The 24,534-nt window shown below is 46.1% G+C and carries 14 protein-coding genes and 3 pseudogenes; 14 read left to right on the forward strand and 3 right to left on the reverse strand.

Annotated elements, in window-relative coordinates; all coding sequences use genetic code 11:
* The first annotated feature begins 75 nt into the window (after positions 1–75).
* The 11 genes and pseudogenes from ACERC8_RS02820 to ACERC8_RS02870 all read left to right on the forward strand — a co-directional run bounded on the left by ACERC8_RS02820 (position 76) and on the right by ACERC8_RS02870 (position 17,385).
* Positions 76–252: a hypothetical protein gene (locus ACERC8_RS02820; protein WP_373658392.1), complete on the forward strand. Its 177-nt coding sequence runs from the start codon at positions 76–78 to the stop codon at positions 250–252.
* On the forward strand, positions 239–2,215 hold the full coding sequence (locus ACERC8_RS02825) for a hypothetical protein (protein WP_373658393.1): 1,977 nt from the start codon (positions 239–241) through the stop codon (positions 2,213–2,215). The genes ACERC8_RS02820 and ACERC8_RS02825 overlap by 14 nt, the downstream gene beginning before the upstream one ends.
* A complete protein-coding gene (locus ACERC8_RS02830) occupies positions 2,193–3,443 on the forward strand; it encodes an MFS transporter (RefSeq protein WP_373658394.1) in 1,251 nt (416 codons plus the stop codon). The genes ACERC8_RS02825 and ACERC8_RS02830 overlap by 23 nt, the downstream gene beginning before the upstream one ends.
* A gap of 161 nt (positions 3,444–3,604) precedes the next feature.
* Entirely contained in the window at positions 3,605–6,142 is a 2,538-nt protein-coding gene (locus ACERC8_RS02835) for a M1 family metallopeptidase (RefSeq protein ID WP_373658395.1), read from the forward strand.
* A 260-nt stretch (positions 6,143–6,402) separates the two neighbouring features.
* Positions 6,403–8,310 (forward strand): annotated as a pseudogene (locus ACERC8_RS02840) (beta-glucoside-specific PTS transporter subunit IIABC).
* A gap of 81 nt (positions 8,311–8,391) precedes the next feature.
* Positions 8,392–9,840 (forward strand): annotated as a pseudogene (locus ACERC8_RS02845) (glycoside hydrolase family 1 protein).
* Positions 9,841–9,863: 23 nt separating this feature from the next.
* Complete coding sequence (locus ACERC8_RS02850; protein ID WP_373658396.1) at positions 9,864–10,697, forward strand: HAD family hydrolase; 834 nt, start codon at positions 9,864–9,866, stop codon at positions 10,695–10,697.
* Positions 10,694–11,296, forward strand: a complete 603-nt coding sequence (locus ACERC8_RS02855; RefSeq protein WP_373658397.1) for a histidine phosphatase family protein — start codon at positions 10,694–10,696, stop codon at positions 11,294–11,296. Before ACERC8_RS02850 ends, ACERC8_RS02855 begins: the two co-directional genes overlap by 4 nt.
* Before the next feature lie 3 nt (positions 11,297–11,299).
* Positions 11,300–12,739: pseudogene (locus ACERC8_RS02860) on the forward strand (6-phospho-beta-glucosidase).
* Between the two features lie 508 nt (positions 12,740–13,247).
* Positions 13,248–15,479 carry a 5-methyltetrahydropteroyltriglutamate--homocysteine S-methyltransferase gene (gene metE / locus ACERC8_RS02865; protein WP_373658398.1) on the forward strand — a complete coding sequence of 744 codons (2,232 nt, stop codon included), beginning with the start codon at positions 13,248–13,250 and terminating at the stop codon, positions 15,477–15,479.
* Positions 15,480–15,543: 64 nt separating this feature from the next.
* Positions 15,544–17,385 (forward strand): bifunctional homocysteine S-methyltransferase/methylenetetrahydrofolate reductase, encoded by a 1,842-nt coding sequence (locus ACERC8_RS02870; protein ID WP_373658399.1) that lies wholly within the window; start codon positions 15,544–15,546, stop codon positions 17,383–17,385.
* 85 nt (positions 17,386–17,470) lie between these two features.
* Here ACERC8_RS02870 and ACERC8_RS02875 read toward each other — a convergent pair whose 3' ends face one another.
* The gene (locus ACERC8_RS02875) at positions 17,471–17,965 is read right to left on the reverse strand and encodes a hypothetical protein (protein ID WP_373658400.1); all 495 of its coding nucleotides are present in this window, start codon (positions 17,963–17,965) and stop codon (positions 17,471–17,473) included.
* A 226-nt stretch (positions 17,966–18,191) separates the two neighbouring features.
* On the opposite strand from ACERC8_RS02875, the gene ACERC8_RS02880 reads away from it, so the two are divergent.
* From ACERC8_RS02880 to ACERC8_RS02890, 3 genes are all read left to right on the forward strand, one after another.
* Complete coding sequence (locus tag ACERC8_RS02880) at positions 18,192–19,289, forward strand: galactose ABC transporter substrate-binding protein (protein ID WP_373658401.1); 1,098 nt, start codon at positions 18,192–18,194, stop codon at positions 19,287–19,289.
* Positions 19,290–19,409: 120 nt separating this feature from the next.
* Entirely contained in the window at positions 19,410–20,933 is a 1,524-nt protein-coding gene (locus ACERC8_RS02885) for a sugar ABC transporter ATP-binding protein (protein ID WP_373658402.1), read from the forward strand.
* Position 20,934: 1 nt separating this feature from the next.
* Positions 20,935–21,930: a beta-methylgalactoside transporter gene (locus ACERC8_RS02890; protein ID WP_018368613.1), complete on the forward strand. Its 996-nt coding sequence runs from the start codon at positions 20,935–20,937 to the stop codon at positions 21,928–21,930.
* A 27-nt stretch (positions 21,931–21,957) separates the two neighbouring features.
* Here ACERC8_RS02890 and ACERC8_RS02895 read toward each other — a convergent pair whose 3' ends face one another.
* On the reverse strand, positions 21,958–23,235 hold the full coding sequence (locus tag ACERC8_RS02895; protein WP_373658403.1) for a hydroxymethylglutaryl-CoA reductase, degradative: 1,278 nt from the start codon (positions 23,233–23,235) through the stop codon (positions 21,958–21,960).
* Position 23,236: 1 nt separating this feature from the next.
* On the reverse strand, positions 23,237–24,406 hold the full coding sequence (locus ACERC8_RS02900) for a hydroxymethylglutaryl-CoA synthase (RefSeq protein WP_373658404.1): 1,170 nt from the start codon (positions 24,404–24,406) through the stop codon (positions 23,237–23,239).
* Positions 24,407–24,534 lie beyond the last annotated feature (128 nt).

A 24,534-nucleotide genomic window follows, 5' to 3' on the forward strand; every position in this document is an offset into this window, starting at 1 on the left:
TTGGTTGTTAGTTTTCTTTTTTTGCAGAGAGCTTCGGTTCTCTGTTTTTAACAATCTCACTAAGGAGCATAAAAGATGAAATTATACACAAATAACTGCACCTATGATGAAAAGGAGTTTTCAGGTCATTGGAATAAGGAACAGTTTAATACTGGAAATAAAGAGACTTCAAATACTTCTAAAAGTGATGAGAGACCAATCTTTTTTAAAAAAGCGAAAAAGAAAAATGGAGGTGATTATGGACAAAAATAGTTTTAAATTACGCCATATCGATGCGACAAAACTCCCAGTTTTTGGCTATAAAATCCATGTTTCTGCTACTTGGGAAAATTATCAAGATATCAAAAATATATTGATTCCCCTATTAGATGAGCAGCAGGTTGCTTATAAATATCTCAAGGACGACAAAGAAGTTTGGACAAACTTTTCTGTCAAAGAAACCATGGCGGAATCCGGTAAATTTTTCACCATCTATCCAGAAAACCATCAGCACTTTTTAACCTTACTTGATTGGTTATATGACGCCTTGCCTCGAGATTGGGAAGGGATTTATATTATGAGTGACCGACCCTATAAAGATTCCAAACTGCTCTTTTATCGCTTTGGGACGATTCGGCTAGACTTAAAGCATATTAAAGATGGTTTTCCAACGCTTATCGGTTCCAATCAAGAAGAGTGGCAAGATGTTCAAAGAAATTACTTTGATTTACCATCATGGATTGATGATATTCAACCTGATGACACGGTAGAAGACAGTTATTTGGGAAACCATTATCAGATTGACAGCATAAAAAAAGCTAGTAACGGGGGTAACGTTTACGCTGGTTGTCGTTTGTCAGATGGTCAAGCAATCGTGATGAAAGAAAGTCGACCACATGTGTTACAGCACGACAATCTTAAAAAAGAGTTACTCAGGTCTAAAGAATACGAGCAGGCTACACGTTTGAACCACTATGTTCCCAAAACCGTCGAAAAGGTTAAAGAATGGTTGAACACCTACTATATCTATGAAGAAATCATTGGTGAAGATTTTTACACCTACATCAAGTCCTACACTGTTTTTGCCTACCGTTCGGAAAACACAGATGATTTTAGGAATAATTTAGGACTTTTTCGTCATTTTTTAGATATGACCGATAAGTTGCTTGAACTTGTTGCCTATTTCCATCAGCAGAACTTGATTTTACACGATATTCACCCTGATAACCTCCTTATTGATGGAGCTGGTGAGTTGTACTTTGTGGATTTGGAGTACCTCTATCAAGAAGGAGATAAGCCTCTATCTGGCATCTATCACGACATTGCCCTAAAAGAGTGGAACGGGCTTGATGGCAAAGTGGCAGACTGCCATAAGGTTGCCAATCTCTTGCTTTATTGTCTGGCTCGTTTGCAGGTAAAAAAGGCTAGCGAGTTGAAGACTAACCTTAGGATTTTACATCACCTACTAGAGAACTACGGGATCAAGACAGACCTTAGGGGATTTTTCAGCTATTTACTCTCACCAAACGCCAATATCAAGACAGCAAGAAACCTGTTAAGGATGTTGAAAATGGATACAGTTCCTGCTGATTTCAGTTATGAATTGGATGCTACTGCTCTAAACAAGGAAGAGTTGACAGGGCCCTCCTTTTTGTCGCGTGTATCTTTGCTTAACGACACTTTTGCTATCTATCAAGTAAGTCTCGCCCAGAAAGAACTGTTTCGCTATCAAGTAGACACAGCTTCTCTTTATGGTTTGACGGGATTGCTGGGGAGTTTGATTTTACTTAAAGATGACTTGCCAGATGAGCTTCTGTCTTATGGTTTGGACAAGGTACAGTCAGCATTGGTCAAGACCACATCAGGTGAGGTCTTGTCTATCGGCAATAACTGTGCTTCACCTTATATTGACAAGGGGAACGCTGGTTACATTCAAGGACTCATGTACCTAGATAAAGAACGGTACTTGCTAAACATTATAAAGCTAGCCGATACTATTGACTTTGAGTTTGCTCAGAGACCGGGCTACAATGATGGCATGCTGGGAATAGCCGATACCTTGTTAGATGTTTATACTCTTGTGCCAGACATCAAATATCTCAACACATCAAGAAAATTGTTGCTCAATACGAGTTTTTATGTCAAGTATGGACGAGTAGATGTGGATGAGTTTGCTCTTGTCCTAAAAAAATATCAAGACAAGGAGGCAACGCATGCTCAAACTCTTAAAAAATAAGTTTATTGCTGGTCGATTATTAGCCGCTAGTTGGCAAAATCTTGGTGCCAACATCTATAACATGGTCTTTGTGGTTTATCTGGCAACCGTTTATGATTCTAAATTATTAGTTGGCTTGGCTGACAGCATTGCTTATTTACCTGCACTCTTGTCCCTATGGCTTGGCTTCATGGCAGATAAAACCCGACAGAAGACAACATACCTCATCGGTCTTAGTGCCTTTCAAGGTCTTCTCTTTCTCTTGGTAGCCTATCTTGTTGGGTTTAAGCATTACGGAGTTGTTATGGCTGTTGCTTTTTTAAACATTTTTAGCGATACTATCTCTAACTATTTGCAATTTTTGCTCAAACCGATTTTTAAGCACAATGTTCCTGATGAGGAACTGGTTGCGACGAATTCCTTGTTTCAAGTGGTTGGTCTGACAGTTGTGCTATCGAGCCAACCGATTGGTGTCTGGCTCTTAGAAGTGACAAATAATAACTTTTCCTTTATTGCATTCATCAATGCCGTAACCTTTTTCCTATCAGCTCTGACCTATTGGAAAATCAGGAAACAGCTAAAGCACCAAGTGGTGTTTTCTGATACAAAGGAATCCGTCAAGGTGCAGTTGCATAAAATGTACAAGACAGCGGTTCATGTTTTTCAAAAGTCAGACGGGATAACCTTTTTACCGATGATTGTGCTACTTTTGATTGGAAATATCTTGTCCACCAGTTTTTTGACCCTGATGAATATCCAATTACTCGATGTTCCGATATGGCAGTTTTCGTATGCCCAATCCATTACAGCCATGGGGGTTGTCCAAATTATTGGTGCTTTGCTAGGCGGTCTAACGGTCAATCATCTGTTCAAGGACTTGAAGCTGATGACGATTATAACGGTTCAAAGTCTGAACATGGTTTTCCTTGCCTTATCAGGGATTGTTCAGTTGTCCTCTCTAATCATGCTTATGGGGGCTTTTGTCTTAGCTTTTATGGGGGCTAGGTCAGCTCCAATCTTAACAGCGACACTGATGCGTTACGTTCCAGATGAACAGCTTGGGCAGGTTGGGGCTTTCATTTCTTTTCTAGTCACTATTGCTATTCCTATCGGCAGTATCGTCTTTTCGTTTCTAGGTGCATATTACTTGGTGCTAGCTTGGGGTGTCTTCTTTGTTTTGGCAGCTATTCGCCTCTTTTTGGCAGTGAGGTTCACTGCTAGAACAACACTGCCTGCCTCTGATGTCTGATAAGGCTTGTGCTGGCTATCTGAATAAGAAAAAATCTAACGAGGATGGCTTGGCCTCGTTTTTTAGTTTATTTTTAAGAAAAATATGCTATACTAGAACAAATATTATATCTGTTGTCTAGTTTACAGATAGTTATCAAAAAAAAAGATAAGGAGCAATAAATGACCGCAGTAGAACGCTACATTAACACTTTTGTCCCAGAACATTATGACTTATTCTTGGACATCAACAGAAAAGATAAGACCTTTACAGGCCAACTCGTTTTGTCTGGTCAAGCGCAATCAGATAAAATCTCATTGCACCAAAAAGACTTGACGCTTACTTCAGTGAGCTCTTCAGGGCAAGCATTAGCTTTTGAGCATGACCACGCTAAGGAAGCAGTGCATATCCAGTTGCCAGAAACAGGTCAGGTGAGCTTGACCTTAATATATTCAGGACAGGTCACGGATAATATGACAGGTATTTACCCGTCTTATTACACTGTAGACGGGATGCAAAAAGAAGTGATTTCAACCCAGTTTGAGAGTCATTTTGCGCGTCAAGCCTTTCCAAGTATTGATGAACCTGAGGCCAAGGCTACATTTGATTTATCGATTCGTTTCGATCAGGAAGAGGGCGAGATTGTCTTGTCAAACATGCCCGAAATCGACGTTGACCGCCGTAAAGAGACAGGGATTTGGCGCTTTGACACGACGCCACGCATGTCCTCTTATTTGCTTGCCTTTGCTATCGGTGACTTGCATGGTCAGACAGCCACAACGAAAAACGGAACAACCGTCGGCGTTTTTGCAACTAGAGCGCATCGTTTAGACAAGACGGATTTTGCCTTGGATATTGCCACACGTGTCATCGAATTCTACGAGGATTACTTTGGTGTCAAGTACCCTATTCCACTGTCTTACCACGTTGGTTTGCCGGATTTTTCAGCAGGAGCCATGGAAAACTGGGGCTTGATTACCTACCGTGAAATTTACCTGCTCGCTGATAAAAATGCAACAGTTAAAGTTCGTCAGAATCTGGCTCTGGTTATTGCCCATGAAGTAGCCCACCAATGGTTCGGTAATTTGGTTACCATGGCTTGGTGGGATGACTTGTGGCTCAATGAGAGCTTTGCTAATATGATGGAATATCTGGCACTAGATGCCATTGAGCCATCTTGGAACATTTTAGAAGATTTCCAAGCAACTGGTGTGCCTGCTGCCTTGACAAGAGATGCGACTGATGGTGTTCAGTCTGTGCATATGGACGTTCATCACCCAGACGAGATTGATACCCTCTTTGACCCCGCTATTGTCTACGCCAAGGGCAGTCGTCTGATGGTGATGCTCCATCGTTGGCTGGGTGATGAGGCCTTTAGAAATGGCTTGCGCCAATACTTTATGACCCATCAGTACCAAAACACGATCGGTCAAAACCTCTGGGATTGCTTGGCAGAACAGTCCGGTAAAGATGTCGCTGGCTTTATGGACTCTTGGTTAGAGCAACCGGGCTATCCTCTTGTCACAGCACGTGTTGAAGACGATACCCTAATCCTTCGTCAGGAACAATTTTTCATCGGTGATCATGAGGACAAGGGACGTCTCTGGCAGATTCCGCTTAACAGCAACTGGTCTGGCTTACCAGATACCCTGTCTGAGAGAGAGATTCGTATCTCTAACTACAGTCAACTGAAAGCTAGCAATCAAGGGGCACTGCGCTTGAATACAGAAAACACTGCCCATTACTTAACCAATTATGAGGGAGAATTACTGGATGCTGTGTTGGCTGACTTGCCTGATTTATCTCCGATTGACAAACGTCAAATCCTGCAAGAACGTCGATTATTGGCTGAAAGTGGCCAGTTGTCCTATGCCGAGTTGGTTCCTCTGCTCTTGCCTTTGGCAAAAGAGCCGTCTTATCTAGTGATGTCAAGCATTCGTGAGCTGTTGGGTGGCTTGAGTGACTTTGTTGACGAGGGTAGTCCAGAATATGACCAGTTTAATACGCTGTGTTGTCAGGTTTATCGTCACCACTACGAGCGACTTGGCTGGCAGGCTATTGCTGGTGAGCCAGATGAAGATGCTATCTTGCGGGAATGGACACTGAACAGTTTGGTTGCTGCTGATTATGCCCCTGCCTTGGCACAAGCGTCAGCTATTTTCCAAGACAATCAAGAAAAATTAGAGGATTTACCAGCTCACATGCGCGTGGCGGTGTTAATCGGACAGATGAAAACCGCACCGTCAGACGAGCTTATCACCACCTACCTTAGAGAATATGTTGATACTGTTGATAGCAGCTACCGTTACCAGGTTCTGGCAGCTTTAGCATGGAATCGCTCAGACGACGGGTTACAGTTGCTCTTAAGCCAACTCAAGGATAAGACGCTTGTCAAGCCGCAAGATTTGGGACGCTGGTATGCTTACTTGTCTGGTCATGAGTTCAGTCGTCAACAAGCTTGGGATTGGGCATGTGAAAACTGGGATTGGTTGACAGAGACCTTGGGCAATGACCGTACTGATTTCATTAAAGTTCCCTCCAATAATTTCAAGACAGACCACGAACTGGAGCAATACCGAGCTTTCTTTGAAACAAAATTAGAAGACCCAGGACTTAATCGCTTGATTAACATGGGGATTAAGCAAATTGCTGCTCGCGTAGCAATGATTGATAGGAACAAAGAAGCTGTCCTCGCAGCTATTGCTGAGGCTACTAAGTAAGACAATAGAAGTGAGTGAAGTCGTCATTCTGACGGAACTTTCGCTCACTTTTTGAGTTTGCAAAGCGAAAACCCTTGCAATTTTTTGACAAATCTGATAGACTTGAGAGGTAGGATTGTTACTGGATAGCAGGCAAAACCTAAATGAATACAAGACAAAATACTGACACCCGTGTCAGCCCCATTTTGTTTGGTATTTGTTTAGGTTTTTTGCTTGTTAAAGACCAAGCAATTCAAAAAAATTTTTTGGAGGAGCCTGATATGGCTAAAAAAGATTACACTGAGTTGGCGAAGGATATCGTCGCTCACGTTGGCGGTAAAGACAATGTTAAAAGTCTTCGTCACTGCGTTACCCGTCTGCGCTTTGAACTCAAGGATGAGAGCAAGGCAGACACTGACTACCTCAAAGCTCGCGATTGAATCGTGACTGTTATTAAAGCAGGAGGTCAATACCAAGTGGTTATCGGTAACCATGTTCCTGGTGTCTATGCGGCAGTGATTGCACAAGGCGTTAAGGGCATCGGTTCACTGGATACTGATGAAGGTGATGATGTTCCTGCATCCGGTAACCTCTTTGAGCGATTCATTGACTTGATTTCAGGAATTTTCCAACCTTTCCTTGGTCCTTTGGCAGCGGCTGGGATCATCAAAGGTATCGTCGCTATTATGGCAGCAGCTGGTATTACTCCAGATAAGAGTGCTTTAGCAGTTATCCTGACAGCAGCGGGGGATGGGTTCTTCCAATACCTGCCAATCATGGTGGCTTTGACTGCAGCTCGCAAATTCAAATTCAATGAGTCTACAGCTCTGGCTATCGCAGGTGCTATGGTTTACCCAACCTTGGCAACGTCTGTGACAGCTCTCCAAGAAGCAGGCATCAGCAATGTCTTTGGTATTCCGTTTGCTTTACCATCAGGTGGATATCTTTCAACTGTTATGCCAGCTATCTTGGCTGTTTGGGTAGCTTTTGTCATTGAGAAGTACATGCGTAAAGTCACGCCAGATGTGGTCAAACTCTTTATTGTCCCATTTGTGGCCATTATTGTATCAGTGCCATTAACCTTCCTCTTGGTTGGTCCAGTAGCTAACTTTGCTTCTGATTTTCTTAACGGTGCTTTCTCAGCTCTTGCTAACTTTATTCCAATTCTTTACGGTGTCGTTCTGGGTGCACTTTGGCAGGTTCTTGTCATGTTTGGTCTACATTGGGCGATTGTACCATTGGCTATCCAACAGATGGCAACAACAGGAATGACAAATATTCTAGTTGCAGCATCTCTTCCTAACTTCACTCAAACAGGTGTGCTTTTGGCCATCATCTTGAAAACCAAAGAACAAAAAGTTAAAACAGTTTCTATCCCAGCCTTGATTTCTTCTATCTTTGGGGTGACTGAGCCTGCTATCTACGGTGTGACCCTTCCAATGAAGATTCCATTCTACATCTCTTGTGCGGTATCAGGTCTGATTGGTGGTTATACCATGTTTGCAGGAGCAACGGGTTACTCAGTTGGTGCGCTCGGTATCTTCCAGTACCCATCTTACTTTAGCCCAGATGGTGATTTTTCAGGTATGTACACCATAATTATCGGTACAGTTGCAGCGATTGTCATTTCATTTATCATTCAGTACTTTGCACCAGTGCCTAGCCTCTACGGTGGAGGTGATGCGCCAGCAAAAAAGTCTGAACCGACTCCAGTGCCTGAGCTTAAAGAGATTAAACAGGAAATCTTAGCAGCGCCTCTCATGGGGACCATCGTGCCTCTGGCAGAAGTGCCAGACCAAGTCTTTGCATCTGGAGCTATGGGTAAAGGCGTTGCCATTGATCCCATTGACGGTGTCGTTGTAGCCCCAGCTAAGGCTGAAGTGACCTTGGTCTTTCCGACCAAGCACGCCATCGGTTTGACCACTGAAAATGGTGCTGAGCTCCTCATCCATATTGGTATGGATACTGTGTCCCTGGCTGGTAAAGGCTTTAAGTCCTTTGTCGAAGTTGGTGATGTCGTTGAAGCTGGTCAAAAACTCCTTGAGTTTGACCTTGACACCATTCGTGCAGCAGGTCTGCCGGTTGTGACCCCGATTATCGTGACCAACACCGATGCCTTTACTGACATCTTGACCAGTCAGGAGCGCCAAGCTCATACAGGCGACTACCTCATGACAACAGTTCGCTAATTGACAATGACACAGGCTCCTTTTCAGACAGTACTTGTTTGAAAAGGTGCCTATTTTCAAAGATATAAAAAGGAGTTTATCATGACTATTTTTCCAAAAGATTTTCTCTGGGGTGGAGCAACCGCTGCTAACCAATTTGAAGGAGCTTACAACGTTGATGGCAAGGGCTTGTCTGTGCAGGATGTGACCCCCCGCGGTGGTATGCCTGCAAAACCTGGTGATAAAAACCCACTGATTACAGACCAGCCAACTGAGGACAACCTCAAACTGATAGGGATTGATTTTTACAACCGCTATAAGGAGGATATTTCCCTTTTTGCTGAAATGGGCTTCAAGGTTTTCCGCCTATCCATCGCTTGGTCTCGGATTTTCCCTAACGGTGATGAGCTAGAACCAAATGAGACTGGACTTGCTTTTTATGATAAGGTCTTTGATGAGTTAGCAAAATATGGCATTGAGCCTTTGGTCACCTTATCTCACTATGAAACGCCATTGCATCTCGCTCGTCAGTACAATGGCTGGGCTAACCGTGACTTAATCAGTTTCTATGAGCGTTATGTCCGTACCGTCTTTACCCGCTATAAGGATAAGGTCAAGTATTGGTTGACCTTTAACGAGGTCAACTCTGTCTTGCATGCGCCGTTTATGTCAGGTGGTATCGCGACCCCTGTAGAAGAATTGAGCAAGCAAGACCTCTATCAGGCTGTTCACCATGAACTGGTGGCGTCAGCCTTGGCGACCAAGGTCGGTCATGAGATTAACCCTGACTTCAAGATTGGCTGTATGGTGATTGCCATGCCAACTTATGGGATGACTTCTCACCCGCTTGACCAGTTAGCAGTGCGTGAGTTCAACAATCAAAACTACCTGTTCAGCGATATTCATGCCAGAGGAAAATACCCTAACTACATCAAGCGGTATTTCAAAGAAAATAACATTGAGATTCAGTTTGATGAAGATGATGCAGAGCTACTTGCAGAGCACACCGTTGACTTTATTTCCTTCTCTTACTACATGAGCGTGGCTAAGGCTCATAATCCAGAGGATTATGCAACAGGACGTGGCAATATCATGGGTGGCATCACCAATCCTTATCTGGATGCTTCCGAGTGAGGCTGGCAGATTGACCCAGTCGGTCTTCGTTTGGTGCTCAATGATTTCTACGACCGCTACCAGTTGCCACTGTTCATTGTTGAAAATGGTCTGGGAGCAAAAGATGTGCTGGTTGATGGCCCAGACGGTCCGACCGTCGAAGATGATTATCGCATCAACTACCTGCATGAACACTTGATTCAGGTTGGCGAAGCACTTCAAGATGGTGTTGAGTTACTCGGCTACACGACTTGGGGACCAATTGATTTGGTGTCTGCGTCAACTGTTGAGCTCAGCAAACGGTATGGTTTCATCTATGTTGACCGCAACGATGATGGCACAGGCACACTCAACCGCTACAAGAAAAAATCGTTTTATTGGTACAAGGACGTTATTGCTACCAATGGCGAAAGTCTCTACAAATCGGATGATAACTAAGTGCCGCTAACTAGGAGAAGCAGGTGAGTAAATACATTTTTCTTGATATTGATGGTACCTTGGTCGACTATGACATGAAGATACCAGAGTCTGCTCGGGTTGCCATTGCCAGAGCTAGGCAAGCAGGGCATAAAGTTTTCATTTGCTCAGGTCGTAGTAAAGCAGAGATTTATCCAGAACTCTGGGATTTGGGGCTTGATGGCTTTATCGGTGGTAATGGCGCGTATATTGATTATCAAGGCCAGGTATTAAAAAACCAAGTGTTTACACATCATCAGACAAGGGAAATGGTAGACTGGCTAAAAGCTAAACATCTAGGCTTTTACCTCGAATCTCCAAGCGGTCTTTATGCTAGCCCAAATTTTGTCGAAAAAGCAGCGACCATTTATGATACGGACTTGAACCAATCCATGGAGAAAATCCGATCCATTTTTCCAGATATGATTTATGGGGAAAACCTTTATCGTTCTGATGTTGCTAAGATTAGTTTTCGCCTAAACAGTCTAGCCGACTACGAGGAAGCTAAAGCACTCTTTCGCCAGGCGGAGGTTGGTTTTTGGAGTGGTACTGGCAAGGCAACGGAGTTTGGAGATTTAGGTCAACCGGACACACATAAAGCAGGTGCCATTAGAGAATTGCTGATGCATCTGGGAGTGAGCTTAGATGATACCATTGCCTTTGGCGATGCAGAAAATGATCAAACCATGCTGGAAACTTGCTATATTGGCGTTGCCATGGGAAATGCGAGGGACAGCTTGAAGGCTACTGCGGATTATGTGACAGATGATGTGACACGAGACGAACTTTACAAGGCTTTTGTCCATCTGAAGTTGATTGAAGAGGAGGAGAGAAGATGACTCAGACACTTTACTTGATGCAACACGGTGAGACCCTCTTTAACACCCAAAAACGTGTGCAGGGGTGGTGTGATTCTCCCTTAACTGACAATGGCATCGCTCAAGCGCAAGCGGCCAGACAGTTTTTTGATGAGGCAGGTATCGCTTTTGACGCTGCCTACTCGTCCACCCAGGAGCGAGCGACAGACACTGCCAAGATCGTTACTGACCTGCCGGTCACCCAGCTCAAGGGGCTCAAGGAGATGAACTTTGGTATTTTCGAAGCTCAGCCTGAGATGCTCTTGCCCAAGCACCATGCGGGTGCCACCTCCTTTGAGGACTTGCTTGTTCCCTTTGGTGGCGAGGATATTCGTGAGGTAGGCCGTCGTGTACGGCGGATCATTGAGGAGATCTTGGGCAATAGCCGATCAGGGACAACGCTCATGGTCAGTCATGGCGCAGCCATGTGGGGCTTGATTCAGACCTCTGACTGGGAGGGGCCGATGGACTTGCGCCTCCCCAACTGTGCTATCCTAGAATTCACCTATGATAAGGGCGAACTTGACCTCAAACGCATCATAAACCCAGTAAGCAAAGCTATTCGAGACATAAAGGAGTAAGTCATGACAAACGTCAAACCATTTCCAGCTGATTTTTTGTGGGGCGGTGCAACAGCTGCCAACCAGTGAGAAGGGGCTTACGATGTTGACGGACGCGGTCTAGCTAACGTTGATGTCGTTCCGATTGGCAAGGATCGTTTTCCCATCATCGCTGGTAAGAAAAAAATGTTTGATTTTGAAGAGGGCTATTTCTACCCAGCTAAGGAAGGGATTGACATGTACTATCGCTACAAGGAGGATATTGCCCTCTTTGCAGAGATGGGCTTCAAAACCTACCGCTTATCCATTGCCTGGACACAGATTTTTCCTAAAGGCGATGAAGGAGAACCAAATGAAGCTGGTCTGGCCTATTATGAAGACCTTTTCAAAGAATGCCGTAAATACGGCATCGAACCGCTGGTGACCATCACTCACTTTGATTGCCCGATGCAGCTGATCAAGGCCTATGGTGGCTGGCGCAACCGCAAGATGGTTGAATTCTATGAACGCCTCTGCCGAACCATCTTTACCCGTTTTAAGGGACTGGTCAAGTACTGGTTGACCTTTAACGAGATTAACATGATTCTTCATGCCTCGTTCATGGGCGCAGGGCTCTACTTTGAAGAGGGTGAAAACGAGACCCAAGTTAAGTATCAAGCGGCCCATCATGAGTTGGTGGCATCTGCCCTGGCGACCAAGATTGCCCGCGAGATTGACCCAGAAAACAAGGTGGGTTGTATGTTGGCAGCTGGCCAATACTACCCCCACACCTGCCACCCAGCAGACTACTGGGAAGCCATGCAGAAAGATAGAGAAAACTATTTCTTCATCGATGTTCAAGAGCGTGGCAGCTACTCAACCTATGCGCTCAAACAACTGGAGCGTGAGGGGGTGGTGATTGAGATGGCTGATGGTGATGCTGAGCTCTTGAAAGAGCATACGGTTGACTTTATTTCCTTCTCTTACTATTCTAGCAGTGTGGCGTCGGCTGACCCTGCGGTCAATGAACAGACAGCTGGAAACATCTTTGCTTCCATCAAAAACCCTTATCTGGATGAGTCAGAGTGGGGTTGGCAGATTGACCCGTTAGGCTTACGGATTACCCTCAACACCATCTGGGACAGGTATAAAAAGCCCATGTTTATCGTTGAAAATGGTCTAGGTGCAGTTGATACGCCAGATGAGACTGGTTATGTTGAGGATGACTACCGCATTGGCTACCTGCGCGAGCACATTAAAACCATGAGCCAAGCCATCCATGAAGATGGAGTTGAGCTTCTTGGTTACACCACCTGGGGCTGTATCGACTTGGTTTCAGCTGGAACAGGCGAAATGAAAAAACGTTACGGCTTCATCTACGTCGACCGTGATAACGAGGGCAAAGGTACTCTTAAACGGAGTAAGAAAAAATCCTTTGACTGGTATAAACAAGTCATTGCCAGCCAAGGGACGGAGTTAGATTAAGAAAGATTTATTGCTTTAAATAGTAAAATGAAAACACCATGGCAGACTCGTCATGGTGTCTGTTCTTATTTGTGACGACCAACACTAATGCGGTTAATGGCTCTCTGGAGAAAGTGAAAAGTAGCTAGATATGCTTTGGTTTTTGAGGGGGAACATGTGAATATTTTACTTTTCCTAAATCTTGGCGATAGGGTAATTAGCAATTGGATTAAATAGGCATGTAGTTAAATGGCGCCATCAATTTACTGTTAGATTTTGGAGCAAGAGGGGATGTCAGACTAGGAAGGTGTAAAAACTGATGGAAAGGTGAATAGACCAGCTTGTCTTTACCTCACTTTTTGGGCATCATCATAGAGAGGAGACATTGTCGTGATTCACCTGTAAATTACAATCTTGATAAGGCTTCGTTATAGTTTAAAACTATATCTGGTTATAAATATATACTAATTGTTTTTTTAATAGACTTGGTTTATGATAAAGAAGTAATAACTTATCGAAGGAGACCATTATGACAAAAATTTCAAGTTTGGGTTACCCACGTTTGGGTGAGAACCGTGAGTGGAAAAAGCTGATTGAGGGCTATTGGGCTGGCAATATTAGCCAAGAAGACCTCTTTGCTCAGGCTAAGGAGCTCCGCCATGCCTTCCTCAAGAAGCAGGAAGCCGCAGGGCTGGATTTGATTCCCGTTGGGGATTTCTCCCTCTATGACCACATCTTGGACCTTTCCTTGCAGTTCAACATCATTCCTGAACGTTTCCGTGACCTGCCGCTGGACATTGACCTTTACTTTGCGGTGGCGCGGGGCAACAAGGACCATGTGGCCTCTTCCCTCAAAAAGTGGTTCAACACGAATTACCACTACATCGTGCCTGAGTGGACCCCGACCACGACGCCAAAACTGACTAACACCCGTCTCCTTGACCTCTACTTGGAAGCGCATGAGCTGGTGGGCGATAAGGCCAAGCTGGTCATCACGGGTCCGATCACCTATGTGGCTCTGTCAAATGGTATAGCAGATATCAAAACAGCAGTGGATAGCTTGCTTCCACTTTATAAACAGGTCTTTACAGAGCTGGTTGAGGCTGGTGCGACCTATATCCAGGTTGATGAACCAATTTTTGTGACCGACGAATCGGATGACTACCTCGACTTGGCTAAGGCGGTTTACACTTACTTTGCTCAGGAAGTCCCAGCCGCTAAACTCATCTTCCAGACCTACTTTGAAGCCTTGATTAGCCCAGACTTGACTGACCTGCCTGTGGCGGCTTTCGGCTTGGACTTGGTGCATGGTCGTGAAGAAAATCTGGCGCTGATTGCCGACGGTCGCTTGGCAGACAAGGAAGTCTTTGCTGGAGTGGTGGACGGTCGTAACGTTTGGTCAGATGATGTTGCTCAGACCTCTGCTCTGCTATCTGACCTGAAAGGTCGTGTGAAGGAGCTGGTTATCCAACCGTCTTGCTCCCTCCTCCACGTGCCAGTGACCACCAAACAGGAGACGGATTTAGACCCTGTGCTCTTGGGCGGTCTGTCCTTCGCTGATGAAAAATTGACAGAAATCAAGCTCTTAGCGGAGAAACTAGACGGTATTGACAACCCTGCCTACGACCAGCACATCGCTGATTTTGAGGCCTTGCAAGCGGCCGACTTCCGTCATCTGGACTTGGAAAAGATTGCCGATATCCGCACCGAGCGGGCATCTGACCATGCCAAGCGTAAGGCTATTCAGCAGGAGAGACTGGGTCTGCCGATTCTCCCAACCACAACCATCGGTTCCTTCCCTCAGTCAGCAGAGGTTCGTCGTACCCGTCTGGCCTGGAAACGTGGCGACATCACTAACGAAGCTTATGAGGACTTTATCAAGGCGGAAATCGAGCGTTGGATTCGAATTCAGGAAGATTTGGATATTGATGTGCTGGTGCACGGCGAGTTTGAGCGGGTGGACATGGTTGAGTTCTTCGGTCAGAAGCTGGCTGGCTTTACCACAACTAAGCTGGGCTGGGTGCAGTCCTACGGGTCTCGTGCGGTTAAGCCACCGATTATCTACGGCGATGTTAAACACATCCAACCTCTGACGGTTAAGGAATCGGCCTATGCTCAAAGCCTGACGGATCGTCCTGTTAAGGGGATGCTGACGGGTCCAATCACCATCACTAACTGGTCCTTTGAGCGGACGGACATTTCGCGTGCTGAGCTCTTTAATCAAATTGGACTGGCTATCAAGGATGAAATTCAACTCCTAGAAGAAGCAGGCATCGCCATCATTCAGGTGGATGAGGCTGCGCTGCGTGAGGGCTTGCCGCTCCGCAAGAGCAAGCAACAGGCTTATTTGGATGATTCGGTCAATGCCTTTCGGATTGCGACCTCGTCTGTGGCCGACAGCACCCAAATCCACACCCACATGTGCTATTCCAAGTTTGAGGAAATCATTGACTCTATCCGTGCCTTGGATGCAGATGTCATTTCCATCGAGACCAGCCGTAGCCATGGGGACATCATCGAGGCTTTTGAAACCGCCGTTTACCCACTGGGAATCGGGCTTGGGGTTTATGACATTCACTCCCCTCGCGTTCCGACCCAAGACGAAGTAGTGGCCAACATCAAGCGCCCACTCCAGCAGTTGGACACGGAGCAATTCTGGGTGAACCCAGATTGCGGGCTTAAGACCCGTAGTGAGGCGGAGACCGTTGCGGCGCTCAAGGTTCTGGTTGCTGCGACCAAGGAGGTACGGGAGAGCCTATAGGCACCTCACAGTGGGCAGGGCAGCGGTGCTCTGCCTTTTGTCAAAAAAATAGAAAATAGATGATATGACAAGATTATTAGAACGCTTAAACAGAGAGGTTTTGGTGGCAGACGGGGCCATGGGAACCCTGCTCTACGCGGATGGCTTGGACACCTGTCACGAAGCCTACAACCTGACTCATCCTGAGAAAATCCTGTCCATCCACAGGGCCTATATCGAGGCAGGAGCAGATGTCATCCAGACCAATACTTACGGGGTCAAGCGACATCGATTGGCCGCCTATGGTTTGGCAGACCAGATGGTCGCAATCAATCAAGCGGCTGTCAGATTGGCCAGGCAGGCAGCTGGGGAGACGACCCTTGTCTTGGGAACCATTGGTGCGTCTCGGGGACTTCGGCACTGCGAATTGAGTTTGGAGGCAATTGTCAAGGAAACCTTGGATCAGGCCGAGTCCTTACTCGCAACCAATCAGCTGGACGGGCTCTTGCTGGAAACTTATCATGATACGGAGGAGCTTTTAGCAGTAGTCAAAGCGCTGCGCCCCTTGACCGACCTGCCCTTGGTGACCAATGTCAGCTTACAAGAGGTGGGACTGACAGCTAATGGCAAGCCTGTCGTGGAGGTGCTTAGTCAACTGACCAATCTGGGAGCAGATGTGGTTGGTCTCAACTGCCATTTAGGGCCCTACCACATGTTGCAGTCGCTGGAACAGCTTCCCCTCTTTGCCCAGTCCTACCTGTCTGTGTATCCTAACGCTAGTCTTCTGGCCCTGCAAGAAGAGGGGGAGAGCAGTCAGTACAGTTTCCGTCAGAATGCCGACTATTTCGGGCAAATTAGCCGTCTTTTTGTCGCTGAAGGGGCGCGGCTAATCGGTGGCTGCTGTGGCACAACACCAGACCACATCCGAGCTGCTAAAAAGGCTTTGAAAGGTCTGGCACCAATTACTAAAAAAATCGTCAAGGAGGAGCGGCAAGCGGTGCACTTGCTCCCGACGACCTCTAGCGGACCGACTTTGGTTGATTATGTAAAGGCTGGCGTGACGGTTATTGCGGAGATTGACCCACCTAAAACCCTTGATTTGACTAAGTTTATCGCTGGTGTCAAGGCTCTGGATCAGGCTGGTCTAGCTGCTATCACGCTGGCGGATAATTCCCTAGCCAGCACGAGGGTTTGCAACCTCAGTCTGGCAGCTCTGCTCAAGGAGCAGGTGGACACGCCCTTCCTCCTTCACATGGCCTGCCGTGACCATAATATGATCGGTCTCCAGTCGCGGTTGCTGGGGATGGATGTCCTGGGCATTGATAATGTGCTGGCGGTGACTGGTGACCCCTCCAAAATGGGGGATTTTCCTGGGGCGACCAGCGTTTATGATTTTACCAGTTTCAAACTGCTGAGCCTAATCAAACAGCTCAACCAAGGTCAGAGCCACAGCGGTGCTAGCCTGCGCAAGCCGACCAATTTTACGGTCGCGGCAGCCTTTAACCCCAATATCAAGAATCTGTCTCGTTCCCATCGTCTGATTGAGAAAAAAATTGCGGCAGGTGCCGACTATTTTATCACCCAGCCCATTTACAGCTTGGCGATTTTGGAAGAAATGGCAGAGCTGACAGCACCTTATAACCAGCCCTTCTTTATTGGGATTATGCCTATTGTCACCTATAACAATGCCCTCTTTCTCCATAACGAAGTGCCAGGCATCAGCCTCTCGGAAGACTTTCTTGTGCGACTAGAAGCCGTCAAGGAGGACAAGCAAGCCTGCGAAGCTATCGGACTGGCAGAAAGTAAGGCACTGATTGACAAGGCGCTGGAACTAGGTTTCAAGGGAATTTACCTGATTACGCCTTTTATGCGCCATGACCTCACCTGCCAGCTGGCAGAATATGTTAAAGGATACCAAAACGTCTAGTTTAGAAAACTAAAAAACCCAGAGACACGAATCAGTACGTGTTTCTGGGTTTTATCTAGTTAGGAAATGGTTATTTTAATGTGATTTAGCTAATGTCAGCATGGCTTGTGCTGTTATTCAGGAGCAGTTTAGCTTTCTGGATACTGAAAATGTACAAAGCCAAGAGCCCACCCTGAACAACAATCGCAAAAATAGATGGGGCAACACCTTGGATAACATAAGTAAGGAAGTTGTAAATTACACCACTGATACCGACATAGTAAGGCAACAAACTAGGCTGGTTGGCATCGATTTTCTTACGATTTAAGAAAGCAAGGACAAAAACAACCAAATAAGCTAAAGCGACCAAGCCTGTTGCAGCAAGTTCCAAGGCAGGATTCGAATTTTGGATAGCAGCTAATTGTTCGGGTGTCAGCTGAGACTGGATTTGTGCTTGGTACTCTGGATTGTTCATCGCGCTAAATCCAAAAGCCGCCAACGCAACGAGTAAAACAGTAATCGCAGCGAAGATGATGTTGACGATGATAATGGCTAGGTTCAAAGATTTTAGACTTTGACGTATTTTTTCTAATGAAATCATGTTAATTCCTCCTTTTCTTATGTTAGTAATATAACATGAATGCGATAAAAAATCAAGGTATCTAAAAAATCTCTTAACATCAGATCTGCAAAATTTTTTCAAAAAAAACAATAAAAACTCTTGACAAATATTTAGTAAAAGTTTACTATATAAGAGTAAACGAAATCGCTTACAGCTATTTCAAAAAATTGGTTACTCTTAACATTTAGAAAGGAATGTTTAATAAATGAAAAAAAGTTTGAAGTTTTTAGCTCTCTCAGCCTCAGTTCTTGCCTTAGCTGCTTGTGGTAATGGCGGTGGTTCAGATGCTTCTGGTGGTGGTTCAGGTAAAACCTATCAGGTCGGTGTTGCTATCTATAAATTTGACGACAACTTTATGACCCTTTATCGCGAGGAGTTGGAAACTTATTTCAACAAGCTTAGCGAAGAAACCGGTGACAAGTATGTCTTAGATATCCAAGATGGTAAGCAAGACCAGGCTACCCAAACTGAGCAAATCAATAACTTTATCGCTCAAGGCAAAGATGTGATTTTAGCTAACCTTGTTGACCCAACTGCTGCAGGTAGCATCATCAATCAAGCTAAGTCTGCTGAGATTCCAGTTGTTCTCATCAACCGTGAACCAGAGGTAGAGGAACTTGAAATTTGGGAAGGCAAAACAACTTATGTTGGTGCGGATGCGACCCAGTCAGGAACTTATCAAGGTGAAATCATTGCTGCCACAGACAGTAAGGGTGATATCAACGGTGACGGTAAGGTTAACTACATTACACTCTTTGGAGACCCAGCAAACGTTGACGCTCAACAGCGAACAGCTTACTCTGTTAAAGCCCTTGACGATGCAGGCATTAAGCGTGAAGCTCTAGCGGAACCATACTTGGCAAACTGGGATACTGCAAAAGGTCAAGAAGTGACCGCAACTGCTCTTGAGCAATTTGGTGATAAACTTGAAGTTGTTTTTGCTAACAACGATGGCATGGCTGTCGGTGCAGTAACAGCCATCAAGGCTGCAGGACGGACTGTTGGTAAGGATATTCTGGTGGTCGGTGTTGATGCTATTCCAGATGCTATGGAGCTCCTTGAAAAAGGTGAGTTGACTGGTACAGTGCTTAACGACCATTACAACCAATCTCATACAGCAGCAGATGTAGCTGTGAAATTGATGAAGGGCGAAGATGTTTCTTCTTACTACTGGGTCAACTATGTTAAAGTGACTAAGGCAGCTGATGCAGAATTAAAAGCTGCAGAAGCCAAAACAGAAACAACTAAGGAAGCCAAAGCACGCTACGAAGAACGTGCAAAAAGTGAAAAGAACAGCAACTAATTAATCATCTAAAGAGTAACCCAATTTCATGAACAGTGTGTTCTCACGTGCCTGCTGGCCAGTCCGTTGTCTGTCGCGTGGGGACACATTTTTGTCAAAATAGAAAGAGAGACATGGTGAATGAGTGATTATATTTTAGAAATGACGAATATTACCAAAACATTCCCTGGGGTCAAGGCTTTAGATAACGTGACCTTCAAGCTCCGACCAGGAACAGTGCATGCACTAATGGGAGAAAATGGTGCAGGCAAGTCAACCTTGATGAAATGTCTGTTTGGGATTTATCATCGTGATGGTGGAAAGATTATTTTTGATGGGAAAGAGGTTGATTTCAAGGAGTCCAAGGAGGCAATTGATGCTGGGATTTCGATGATCCATCAAGAACTTCAACCGATTCGTATGATGACCATCGCAGAAAATGTCTTTTTGGGCAATTATCCTTTGGGCAAATTCAACTTGGTTGATCATGCTAAGATGAACGAAGAGACCAAAACGCTTCTCAACGAGGTCGGGCTTTATATTGACCCCAAAACCTTGCTGAATGAATTGACGGTTTCCCAAATGCAATCTGTCGAAATTGCCAAGGCAATCTCACACAATGCCAAAATCGTCATCATGGATGAACCAACCTCATCATTAACGAGCTCTGAAGTGGAGAAATTATTTGAAATCATTGATAGTCTAAAAGCGAAAAACATCGGGATTATCTATATCTCCCATAAAATGGATGAAATCTTACGAATTTCAGATGACATCTCCATCATGCGCGATGGTCAGTACGTGGGAACTTGGCCTGCTAGTGAGATGACCACGGCTAAGATTATCCAAAACATGGTTGGACGTGAGCTGACCAGTCTCTTTCCACCGAAAACTAATGTGGTGTCTGATGAGGTGATTTTAAGGGCTGATGGATTGACTTCTCCTAATTCTCTATCTTTCAAAGACGCAAGTTTTGAGCTTTACAAGGGTGAGATTTTAGGCATCGGTGGCTTGGTTGGTGCGCAACGGACAGAGCTTATGGAAGCTCTGTATGGCTTGAGGGTGCTGGATCGAGGTGAGGTTTCTGTGCATGGTAAACCAGTTACCATCAAGAAACCAGCGGATGCCATTGCCAATAAAATCGCTCTGGTGACAGAAGACCGTCGCTACAACGGGATTTTTGGTGTCTTATCAATCACTGATAATGCCTCTATCGCAGCCCTTAAACAGTATGTTGGAGGCTTTGGTTTGCTCAATGAGCAGAAGATGAATGAAGTTGTTGATAGCAATGTATCGCGCCTAAGGGTTAAAACACCGAGCAATAAGACGCAAATTGGTAGCCTGTCTGGCGGTAACCAACAGAAGGTGATTTTAGCACGTTGGCTGGCTAATAACCCTGATATTCTGATTTTGGATGAGCCGACACGTGGTATTGACGTTGGGGCCAAGTATGAGATTTATCAGATTATCAATAATCTAGCAGCTGAAGGAAAAGCCATCATCATGATTACTTCTGAAATGTCTGAATTGCTAGGCGTATCAGATCGTATCATGGTCATGTGTGAAGGGCGAGTTTCAGGTTTCCTTGACCGTGATGAGGCGACACAAGAATCAGTGATGACGCTTGCTACCAAATTTATGGTGAGTGAACAGGAAGGAGAATAAGATGTCTGACACCAAAAAAAACTTTAATCTTGGCGATTTTTTGACCAAGAATTCCATGTATATAGTTGTTGCTGTGATGATTCTCTACACAGGTTTGACGAAAGATAATTTCTTTACACTAGGAAATGCTGCCAATATCATGGCCAATACTTCTGTGCGGTTTATCATCGCTTTAGGGATTTCAGGGTGTTTGATTACCCGAGGTACTGACCTTTCAGCTGGTCGTATTGTTGGTTTGACAGCCATCATCACAGCAACCTTGGTACAAAAGCCTGACTTTGTTGGGAAATTCTTCCCAAATCTGCCTGATTTGCCAATGATTGTGCCCCTCATTGCAGCGCTTCTTGTCGGTGCTTTGCTCGGTCTGTTTAACGGGACAATTATCTCATTCCTCAACGTTCCACCCTTCCTAGCGACACTTGGTACCCAAATCATGACCTATGGTTTAGTCTTGATTTACTCTCAAAGTAAACCAATCGGAACGTTCAAAAATGAATTTGTTAATTTGGGACAAGGCAAATTGTTTGGTGTCGTGCCTTACATCACAGTCATTGCTGCTCTGGTTGGTCTAGGCATGTGGGTGCTTTACAACAAGACCCGTTACGGTAAGTACATGTACGCAATCGGCGGTAACGAACATGCTGCTGAGGTATCAGGTGTCAATGTCCGCCTATCAAAAATCAAAATTTTCCTCTTGGCAGGCCTCCTCTACGGTCTAGCTGGTTTCCTCTTGACTGCTAAGACAGGTTCTGCTGGTGCAGGGGCTGGTTTCGGATATGAACTTGACGCTATCGCTTCGGCGACGATTGGTGGTGTGTCTACCGCTGGTGGTCAGGGAACGGTACCAGGCATTCTCCTTGGTGTATTCGTCTTTGAGCTTCTCAAAGTCTGCTTGACCTATCTTGGTGTATCACCAGATATGACCAACGTTATCCAAGGACTTGTGATTATCGTTGCTGTGGCGCTCGATATTCGCAAAACCATGGTGCGTCGCTAAACAAAAACTGATTGGGCTAAAGCTCAATCAGTTTTCTTGTCTTATGTTTTGTAAGATAGCGGTTGCTGTTTCCAGATTCATGTGCTGGGCACTCAGGAGTTCCTTGACCACACGGTCAGTCTCAGCAGAGCTAGCCCCTGCCAGCAGGGCTAGGGATTTGGCGTGGAGTTTCATGTGCCCAGCCTGAATGCCTGTTGAGGTCAGCGCCTTTAGGGCTGCCAAGTTCTGTGCCAGACCGATAGCGACGATAACCCGAGCCAGTTCCTTGGCGGTCGGTTGCCCAAGGAGGTTATGGGCAACCTGAACACTGGGGTTAAGCCCAATCGAGCCGCCCTTAGTAGCGATAGGCATGGGTAAAGTCAGCTGACCAAGCAGCTGGGTCTTATCCTCGCTAAGAGTCCATCTTGCCAGACCTCTGTACTGGCCATCGCGACTGGCGTAGGCATGGCCGCCGGCTTCAATGGCTCGCCAATCGTTACCTGTCGCCAAGACCACCGCATCAATACCGTTAAAGATTCCCTTATTATGTGTGCTGGCACGGTAGGGGTCAGCTTGGGCGAATTGGCTGGCCAGTGCAATCTTTTCAGCCAGGTCTAGACCTTCTGCCGTGTTTCGGCTGAGCAGGCGCAGGTCAATCGCACAGGTTGCTGTGACCAAACTCTCAGTGGCATAGTTGGATAGGATAGCCATCAATCGTTTGCCCTGTGTCAGTTCTTCCAAGACAGGGGCAAGGGCTTCGCACATGGTATTGACCATATTGGCGCCCATGGCTTCTTGAGGATCAACTTCCAGATAGGCAACCAGCAGTGGTGTGGTGTTTTCCACGACCTCAACACGGAGGGTTCTGGCACCGCCACCACGTTTGACGATGGAGGGATGGGCAGCGTTTGCCAGTTCCAGTAGCTGGTCAGTCTGGTCTATGATGGCTGTCTGTGCTGCCAGCAAATCTGGCACATCATAGAGGGCCACTTGCCCAATCATGTGGCGCTTGTGGACGGTTGTTGTAAAGCCACCAGAGCGCTTGACGATCTTGCTGGCAAAGCTGGCTGCTGCAACGACAGATGGCTCCTCGGTGGCAAAGGGCACTTGGTAGACCTTGCCGTCTGTTAGCACATCAGGGACTAGCGCTAAGGGGAGGCTCAGAGTACCTAGCAGATTTTCCACCATCTGGTCGGCGATCTCTAAAGGCAGTTGCTGGTTGGTTGCTAACTGGTTGAGGTGTTCTGGGCTTAGGAGCCTTTCTTTTTGGAGAATAGCCAAGCGTTCCTCACGGCTTTTCTTGTAAAATCCTGTCCATGTGCTCATCTTAGTCTACCTTATGATAAATCCGTTGGTGCTGGTCAATGGCTGTTAGGGCATAGGCACCTGTCTGATAGGTCTTAAAGCTGGCTGAGCCTGTCTCGTCGAGCTGAGCTTCGTCGTAGAAGAGGGCTTCGTAGGTATCGACCGAAATCGGGGTGCGCAAGTCCAGTTCAGCCTGACGATCTGTCCGTAAGTGCTGCTCAAAACCGTCAACGACAGTCGCCGTGAAAATCTCACAGACCGCTCCAGAACCGTAGCTAAAGAGACCAATCTGGTCACCTGCTTCCAGAGCTCTGCTATTTTCCAAAAGAGAGAGCAAGGAGAGGTAGAGGGATCCTGTATAGATGTTGCCAATCTGGCGGTTGTAGGTGATGGCAGCATCAAAGTTGCTGGTCAAACGGTCGCGATCGGTCTTTGTGAGGTCATCTGTCATGAGGCTGTCCAGCCCTTTTTTGGCTAGTTTAGGGAAGGGCACGTGGAAGCAGAAGGCCGCCAGCTGGTCGAGTGAGGTGCCAAAGCGTTTTTGGTGCTCAGCCCAAGTTGTGGTCAGACAGTCCAGGTACTGCTGGGTCGAGAAAGCGCCTTGGACGTAAGGGGTCGTTGAGTAGTTGGGCCGCCAGAAGTCCATGATGTCGCGGGTTTGTGCCAGATTATCATCGTTGAGGATGAGGGTACGAGGGTTGCTACTGATGATGAGGGCAAGCGCCCCTGCTCCCTGGGTCGCTTCACCACCTGAGGCAATGCCGTATTTGGCGATGTCACTGGCGATGACGAGGACGCGACGGTCTGGGAATTTTTCCACGTGGCGCTTGGCATAGTCCAGGCCCGCTGTGGCGGCATAACAAGCCTCTTTCATCTCGATGGAGCGAGCAAAGGGTTGGATGCCCAAGAGCCCGTGCAGGAAGACACTGGCTGCCTTACTCTGGTCAATGCCAGTCTCGGTCGCAAAGATAATCAGGTCGATGGTTTCTCTATCTTCATCAGTCAGGATTTGACTGGCTGCAGAGGCTGCCATGGTCACGATGTCCTCGGTGATAGGTGTGATGCTCATGCTGTCCAGCATCAGTCCTTTGGTAAATTTAGCAGGTTCGACACCACGTGCCTGAGCAAGGTCTTCCAGAGAAAGACGGTATTGGCTGGTCGCAAAACCGATGCGGTCAATTCCGATAGTCATAATAGTTTCCTTTTTCTGTAAAATGTCATGCTTTCTTATTCTATCATATTTTAGCTAGAATAGGCTGGAAAAGCTCCGTTTTTGACGGAAATCGGTCTGGAGATGGAGGGCTATGGGGAAAAGAAGTC

The organism is Streptococcus sp. E29BA (assembly GCF_041807805.1).
GTDB lineage: Bacteria > Bacillota > Bacilli > Lactobacillales > Streptococcaceae > Streptococcus > Streptococcus entericus.